The sequence below is a fragment of the Paraburkholderia guartelaensis genome (assembly GCF_004353905.1).
GTDB classification, from domain to species: domain Bacteria; phylum Pseudomonadota; class Gammaproteobacteria; order Burkholderiales; family Burkholderiaceae; genus Paraburkholderia; species Paraburkholderia guartelaensis.
This window is the reverse complement of the sequence record NZ_SMOD01000097.1, coordinates 1-6,597: the sequence shown is the minus strand read 5'-3', so window position 1 is coordinate 6,597 and position 6,597 is coordinate 1. Positions and strand designations below refer to the sequence as shown.

Below are 6,597 nucleotides of genomic sequence, written 5' to 3'. Positions count from 1 at the left end.
ATGAATTCGGCTCGGCGTTGCTCATAGGTCTGCTCCTTGGTGCCGCGCTCGGCCAGTGCCGCGCGCAAGTCGGTGGATAGGTCGATCAGGCCGGATGGCTTCGGGATAGCGTCGCGGCCCAGCTCGGCCGCCTGCTCGAGGCGGCGCTGGGCCCGGAGCGCCTCAACCTGGTCGAGGCGCGCCCGGCGTGTCTGCTCGTATCGCCAGCCCGCGCCCGGCAGGGCGGGGCCAATCTTGGGCTCCGGGGCGACCTGCGGCGGCTCGTACAGGGTGAAGGTCGGCGCGTACGTCTGCACCTGCTGCTCGAAGATCGAGCGCACGTCGGCCACCTTGTCTCGCCGGTTCCAGTCGCGGTCCTTCTTCGAGCCGTTGCGCTTAAAGAACCGCTCGGCGTCGTAGTGGCCGCCATCGGTTGGCCGGTCGGAGAACATCAGGTGCATGTGGACATTGCGGCCGCCGTCGCTGGCCGCCCGGTCGTGCACGGCGAGCCGGTACGCAAACCGCTCGCCGACCACGCGGCCGGCGAACTCCTTCGCCCAGGTGACCGGGTCCGGAGCCTCGCGCGGAATGGCCGCCTCGACCTCGAGGTAGGCGCGGCCATTCTTGCGCTCGTGCTTGTCGGCGGCCGTGAAGAACTGGCCCGCATCGGCGGCCCAGTTCGGCAGGTTGCCGTCGATGACCGCGCGCACGTCGTCGCGGTCGGCGTACTTCCCGTGACCATGAACATACGCGGCATGGGCGGCACCGTTGCCGACCTTGCCGCGCTTCATGGACACGTGGGGAGACGCCATGTTTTTTTTGAGGTGTCGGGGCGTAGCCCTGACCGCGCTCGTTTGATATGAGGTATGCGCAGCATAGCTCATATCAAACGAGGAATCGCGCTTAGGAGGGACACCCTCCTAAGAACCGCCCGCAATTAACCCCGAGAGCGCATAAGCAGGGTCTGAAAATTTATAGGCCACGACTATTGACAGACAAACTTCGATATGTAATACTGGTTATCCCACTGTAGCTCAGTCGGATAGAGCGCCGCTTTCATAAAGCGGGGGTCCCGGGTTCGAGTCCCGGCCGTGATTCCGAAAAAAGCCACGTCATCGCGACGTGGCTTTTTTCATTTCTGCGCTCCAACTGGCACATCCGCGCCCGGCCGCACTTGGGCTCACACCAGATGTTGTGTTGAACCCGAGCTTGAAAGGCAAATAGGCGCGATTAAACGACCTTCAAGTGATCGAGATGATCACCACATCGCTTTTGTGACAAAGGAGTTGATAGCAGATTGAAGGTAGTTAAAACAAAAAAGCCCGCAAAAGCGGGCTTTTTTTATGGTGAGGCATCTTCGCGGAACGACCAGCCGTTTTTCGAGTTCCTCACTCCTGTTATATTGGCTCCCGAACACGTCGGCAGGACGGCGTTCGTAGCAAGCCTTTTGCTGCGAGCCCGACTGACCCTCGGGCTCAAAGCAGAGGCATTCCTGTCATTTACCTTAGGAATGCTGTGATCAACAAACTGCTTGTAGTGGTCGGCAAATTAGCTGACGTTGTTTCTGGCCTGACGACGCTGGTAGTCGCAGGTCAGGGCCTTTGGACCAAGGTGGAGAAGCTAATCCACACCGTTCCTTGGGCTAACTTCCTGTAGTACCCAAGCCTCGGGACTGCGCCAACAGTTTCCGGGGCTTTTTTCTCCAAAGTCCATCTCCGTTAGGCATAGGTTTCCCTATGGTTTTTCGGCGATATCGAGTGGATATCCGGCAGGATGCCGCGCCGGCCGGCCAGTCGTCAACTTCCCCCTGACCCCCCCCCTCAATGCACAAATAGGCACAAAAACGCACCAGAGCGTTTAGGTGGCTAAACCTCCCCCCGTTGGTCTCCAGAGTCCAACCACAGGTTGGCAGCGGCGCCTAGGGGCTAAATATGGCCCCGGAACGGGTATATCAAATTGATCGGACAGAGGGTGCAAAAAAAAGTATGAAAAAGTTCGATAACCGGGCCAAAACAATACTAGGTCCGAGCTCCAAACCGTTCCACAGAGGGTTTTGAGATAGCTGGACCCTCCTGCGGCTCAGGTGGGCCACCCGCGTCCCTGTGGACGGCTGGGGACAAGCCCCTGCGGGCTTGCCCCCTACCCGACCACAGGGAACCCTCGCGGCCTTTGCCTTCGGCCTGGCGCGCTCCGCTTGCCCAATTTGGACATACGTCCCGCGCACCCCCCTCTCTGCAAGCCTAAGCGGTCGATGAACGGTTCGGCAGCGCGCGCGCCGGCGCGCCCGGATCGAGGCGCACGGGGACCCACGCGCAGCGTGGGGAGAGCGCCGGCCCGCAGGGACGATCCGGACAAGCCCAGGCAGGCCAAGGGTGTTCTGGGGGCCGTCCAGCGCGCTTGCGCGCGTGCATGCCCCCGCTTGCGGGGGCATGGATATAAGAATGAAGAAGGAAATCGCCAAACCCCACGCCAGGCGGAGGGGTAGGCGACAGTTCCTGACAGTTAAACCGACATGTTTCGCCAGTTGAGGCGACAAAAAACACTACTGTTTTTGACAGTTTTAGTGTACTGTCGCTGTCAGTTAAACCGTCAAAATCAGGCGAAAAATTGACTACCAGGAAAATGCTTGGCATCCGAGGTCCTAACCAAAACCTCGAATTCAAGAAGCGGTACGAAACCAACCCTCTTCTTGAGCCGCGAGAGCTGCAATTCAACGATCGCCTGGTGAAGGTGGGCAGTCAGAAGGACTTGATCGACCCGGACACAGGCGACAAGGTTGCGGTCAACGCAATCTACCGCCGTCGTGTGGTCGATTCGGATCGGTACGCCAAGATCTACCTTGAGGGCGTCACACGCACTTTCGGCCTGTCAAAGCCCGCCGCGCGGGTGTTCCAGGTCATCTTGCAACTCTGCAAAAAAGACAGCGACCAGCTTTATCTCAATTTCATGGCTGTCCAGAAGGTCGAGGACGCCATCCAAGAACGCACATATCAGCGCGGCCTGCGTGAGCTTTTGGAGGCTGGGTTTATCGCCTATAGCGACATGCCCAACATGTTCTGGATCAACGTCCACCTGTTTTTCAATGGGGATCGAGTCCGCTTCATCGAAGAGTACGTCCGGGCCGAAGAGTCCAAACAGCAACGCATCGAGGGCTGACCATCATGCCCATCGTGTCCATCAGTGAGGCCGCACGCCTGACCGGGAAGAACCGGAAGACCATCCAGAAGTACGTCGCAGATGGACAGCTCTCCCTGTCCATGGGCGGGCAGGCAAATGGACAGGCTAAAGGCATCGAGATTTCAGAGTTGATAAGGGTTTTCGGCCAACTCACTGGACACCCTTACCTGTCCATGGACAAGTCAAATGGACAGCAGGTGGCACCCTTACCTGACCATGGGCAGCAGGCCGAAATTGACGGATTGAAGGCCGTTTTGGCCGCCAAGGACCAGACCATCGAGACCCTGACGGGGCAGGTGGCTGAGCTGCGGGAAGAAAAGCGCGAGCTGCGCGCCCAGGTGGCCGGGCTGCTCGAAGACAACAGGCGGGTGAGGGCACCTGCACCTGCACCTGCACCAGCGCCTGCCCCGGCTGCAGCTGCAGCGCCGACACAGCCACAGGCCCGCTCGAAGATCTGGGACGTAGTCCCGCTAGGCGTGGTGATCGCGGTCGCACTGGTGGTCCTGGTGCTCATCCTCGCCCAGCAGCATTGAGTTTCGCGCCGAGAGGCGAAAAAAGCGGCCCGACGCGGTGCTACCAACACCGCGCCAGGCCTGACCACAACCGATCTAGCTAGGAGATCGACTATGGCTGACGCCATTTTATCGCTGCACCCTTGTCAAACCCTCTCGCTCGATAGCGACCTGTCGGTCGTGCTCGAGCTGGAGAACCCGCACCAGATGACCGACGACCGCCTCACGGAGCTGATTAGCTCCAGCCAGAGCACCGTGGAGCCGGCCGTTTGGGGCTACCTTTACGGGATATGGGAAAGCCGGGAATGGCAACGCCCGCCGGCGAGGTGAACCGGTCGCGCCCCTTCCTCTCAGGCCCGGAAGGGGGCGTTCCACGCGTTTCAAGGAGGCATGACTGTGAACAATGACCAACCGGAGCAGCTGGCCGGCGGCGACTCGAAACCGGACCAGCTGGGCCGGTTCATCACCAGCCCGGAATTCCTGGACAGGGCGAACGCTGCCATCGCCAGAGCAGTCGCAGCGCTCGAGGCGAAGGGCATCAAGCCGGCCTACATCGTGCGCGATCGGGACCACGGTGTATCCTAGCGCCATGAATACGACGCTTTCCCCCATCGAATCGGAGTTCGCCACGGCAGAAGAGGCCGAGGCGCACGACCGCTGGTTCCGCAAGCAGGTCGAAGCGGCCCTGCGTGAAGCCGACGATCCGGCCACGCAGTGGGTTGCGCACGACCAGGTGGCGGCCAGCATGGAAGCAATCATCGCGGCAGCAGAGAAAAAGCACGCGGCCCGCAGGTCGTGACATTCCTATACCGGGTAGTGGCGGCCCACTGAGGGCCCGCCGAAAACCGGATTTCACATGCTGCCAATCGTCTGGCTCCCTTCGGCGGAGCGCAATCTAGCCAACATCGTCAGGTTCATCGCACAGCACAACCCGGCCGCAGCGCGGAAGATGGACGCGCGCATCCGGGCTTCGGTGCTGCCTGCATCTGAACACCCGTACATCGCGCCTGTCGGCCGGATTCCCGGCACGCACGAAATCGTTGCGCACCCCAACTACATCGTCGTGTACCGCGTGGCGGCCGCAGCCATCCAGGTGCTTCGCGTACTCCACGCCCGGCAGCAGTATCCCGACTGAGTGATGCCATGGTGGAATACCCGCCACATCTGCATCTGGAGAAGCATCGGCGCAGCCTCGCGCTGCACCGGCTCATTGCCGAAAAGCTCCGGCGCGAGCCGCGCCTGCTCGACAAGGCGCGCGAAAACCTCGCCCACTGGCTGGCCATGAGCCCGCACAGCCGCGCGCGGCCATATCTCGCCGAGTGGCAGGCCGTGATTGACCAGGGTGTCGATGCGACGATCGCGGTGATGACCGATCCGGGCGAACACGCGACGGACCTGCGGCAGGCCGCGCCGTTTGCGGGCATTCTCACGGACGATGAACGGCTCGCCTTCCTCGCCGGGTGGCGAGCCGGCGAACGCTAGGGCTTGGGCTTCGGTGGCGCCGGCCGCGGCGCGGCCGGGCGGCTGGCCGCGGCGTCCGGCTTCTGCTGCGCGCCGGCGTCCTGCCCCTTGCCCTGCGCCGGCGATGCCGTCGCCGTCACGGCGGGCCGTAGGCTCTGGCTGGTCGAGACCTGGGCAATGGCGGCCACGATGATGCTGGAGTCAAATCGTCGGGTTCGCGGATCGGCGGCCGCAACACTGGCGGCGGCGAATGCCTCCGCGATGGCCTGACGCATCTCGGTGACCTTGCTATCGGCCTGCTGCGCATGGGCGAGCGACTGGTTTAGCTGCCGCTTAAACCAGTCCGTGACGTGCGAAGCCGCCTCGGCCATCGGGCCGGGCTTCGCCTCCCTGACCTTCTCGACTTCGGACGCCTCGAGCCCGAGCATACGGGCCTCGTCGGGCTGTATCAGCCCCTCCTCGAGGGCGGTTTTCACCGTGAAAAGTGCCCGCTCCCGCTCGCGCAGCCGCTTCGCCTCGGGCGTGAGCTCCATCGACTTCGGGATAAGCCGGCCGGCGCGCTCATGCGTCCATGCCCGCTCGGCGCGGGCCAGCTCGCCATCCGGCTCTGCGCCAATCAGCGCCGCGCCGGCCATCAGCGCGTCTGCGATCGCGCGGCCGCGCATGCTGAGCTCGTGGACCTGTTCCGCTATGCGTAGCGGGGCGGGCGGCGGTTGGTGTGGCTGCGGGTGCTTGAACGCGGCACGGCGCGCCTGGACGTCGGCCTGCAGTTGCGCGTCGAGCGCGGCCTGCCGCCGCTTGCGCTCGTTCTCGGTGGCCTGCTTCAGGTGCTCGGCACGCAGACGCATCGAGCTGTCGAGCTCGGGCGACTTGAGCATGTCGGCCAGGCCCGTCTCGAACTGCTTCAGCCGCGCCGGCGAGAGCTGCGCGGGCTGCTCCATGTTCCGCTCAATCCCGTCCAGCAAGGCTTTCAGCCGTGCATCGTGCACTCCGTCAGATCTTCGTCGATCAGGGCGTGCATCACCCGGCAGTAGACGCGTGCTGTCCGGTCCGTCGAGTCCTTCCGTAGGGCGCGCAGCTCCTGCCAGACGGCATTCCGACAATCGACGCAGACCGTTTGCGGGGCCTTCCGGCCCGCGTCGGGCCGCCAGAAGTCCGGGGTCGATGTCGATGAATTCGGCTCGGCGTTGCTCATAGGTCTGCTCCTTGGTGCCGCGCTCGGCCAGTGCCGCGCGCAAGTCGGTGGATAGGTCGATCAGGCCGGATGGCTTCGGGATAGCGTCGCGGCCCAGCTCGGCCGCCTGCTCGAGGCGGCGCTGGGCCCGGAGCGCCTCAACCTGGTCGAGGCGCGCCCGGCGTGTCTGCTCGTATCGCCAGCCCGCGCCCGGCAGGGCGGGGCCAATCTTGGGCTCCGGGGCGACCTGCGGCGGCTCGTACAGGGTGAAGGTCGGCGCGTACGTCTGCACCT

9 protein-coding genes and 1 tRNA gene are annotated in these 6,597 nt (G+C 63.3%); 8 read left to right on the top strand and 2 right to left on the bottom strand.

Annotated elements, in window-relative coordinates:
* Positions 1–770 (bottom strand): MobA/MobL family protein (locus E1N52_RS42640; RefSeq protein ID WP_246089464.1); only part of this gene is annotated, 770 nt, incomplete at its 3' end.
* Between the two features lie 232 nt (positions 771–1,002).
* Between E1N52_RS42640 and E1N52_RS42635 the strand changes: the two genes are divergently transcribed.
* From E1N52_RS42635 to E1N52_RS42600, 8 genes are all read left to right on the top strand, one after another.
* Positions 1,003–1,076: transfer RNA gene (locus E1N52_RS42635), tRNA-Met, on the top strand.
* A gap of 1,510 nt (positions 1,077–2,586) precedes the next feature.
* Positions 2,587–3,135 (top strand): hypothetical protein, encoded by a 549-nt coding sequence (locus E1N52_RS42630; RefSeq protein WP_133191063.1) that lies wholly within the window; start codon positions 2,587–2,589, stop codon positions 3,133–3,135.
* Between the two features lie 5 nt (positions 3,136–3,140).
* Positions 3,141–3,689 (top strand): hypothetical protein, encoded by a 549-nt coding sequence (locus E1N52_RS42625; RefSeq protein WP_133191061.1) that lies wholly within the window; start codon positions 3,141–3,143, stop codon positions 3,687–3,689.
* A 93-nt stretch (positions 3,690–3,782) separates the two neighbouring features.
* Positions 3,783–3,998: a hypothetical protein gene (locus E1N52_RS42620; RefSeq protein WP_133191059.1), complete on the top strand. Its 216-nt coding sequence runs from the start codon at positions 3,783–3,785 to the stop codon at positions 3,996–3,998.
* Between the two features lie 66 nt (positions 3,999–4,064).
* Positions 4,065–4,253: a hypothetical protein gene (locus tag E1N52_RS42615; RefSeq protein ID WP_133191057.1), complete on the top strand. Its 189-nt coding sequence runs from the start codon at positions 4,065–4,067 to the stop codon at positions 4,251–4,253.
* A gap of 4 nt (positions 4,254–4,257) precedes the next feature.
* Positions 4,258–4,467 carry a type II toxin-antitoxin system RelB family antitoxin gene (gene relB, locus E1N52_RS42610; RefSeq protein WP_133191055.1) on the top strand — a complete coding sequence of 70 codons (210 nt, stop codon included), beginning with the start codon at positions 4,258–4,260 and terminating at the stop codon, positions 4,465–4,467.
* A 57-nt stretch (positions 4,468–4,524) separates the two neighbouring features.
* On the top strand, positions 4,525–4,803 hold the full coding sequence (locus E1N52_RS42605) for a type II toxin-antitoxin system RelE/ParE family toxin (protein WP_133191053.1): 279 nt from the start codon (positions 4,525–4,527) through the stop codon (positions 4,801–4,803).
* Between the two features lie 8 nt (positions 4,804–4,811).
* On the top strand, positions 4,812–5,150 hold the full coding sequence (locus tag E1N52_RS42600) for a hypothetical protein (RefSeq protein ID WP_133191051.1): 339 nt from the start codon (positions 4,812–4,814) through the stop codon (positions 5,148–5,150).
* Here E1N52_RS42600 and E1N52_RS44495 read toward each other — a convergent pair.
* A partial coding sequence (locus tag E1N52_RS44495; protein ID WP_165979585.1) for a hypothetical protein occupies positions 5,147–6,597 on the bottom strand: 1,451 nt, incomplete at its 5' end. The genes E1N52_RS42600 and E1N52_RS44495 overlap by 4 nt on opposite strands.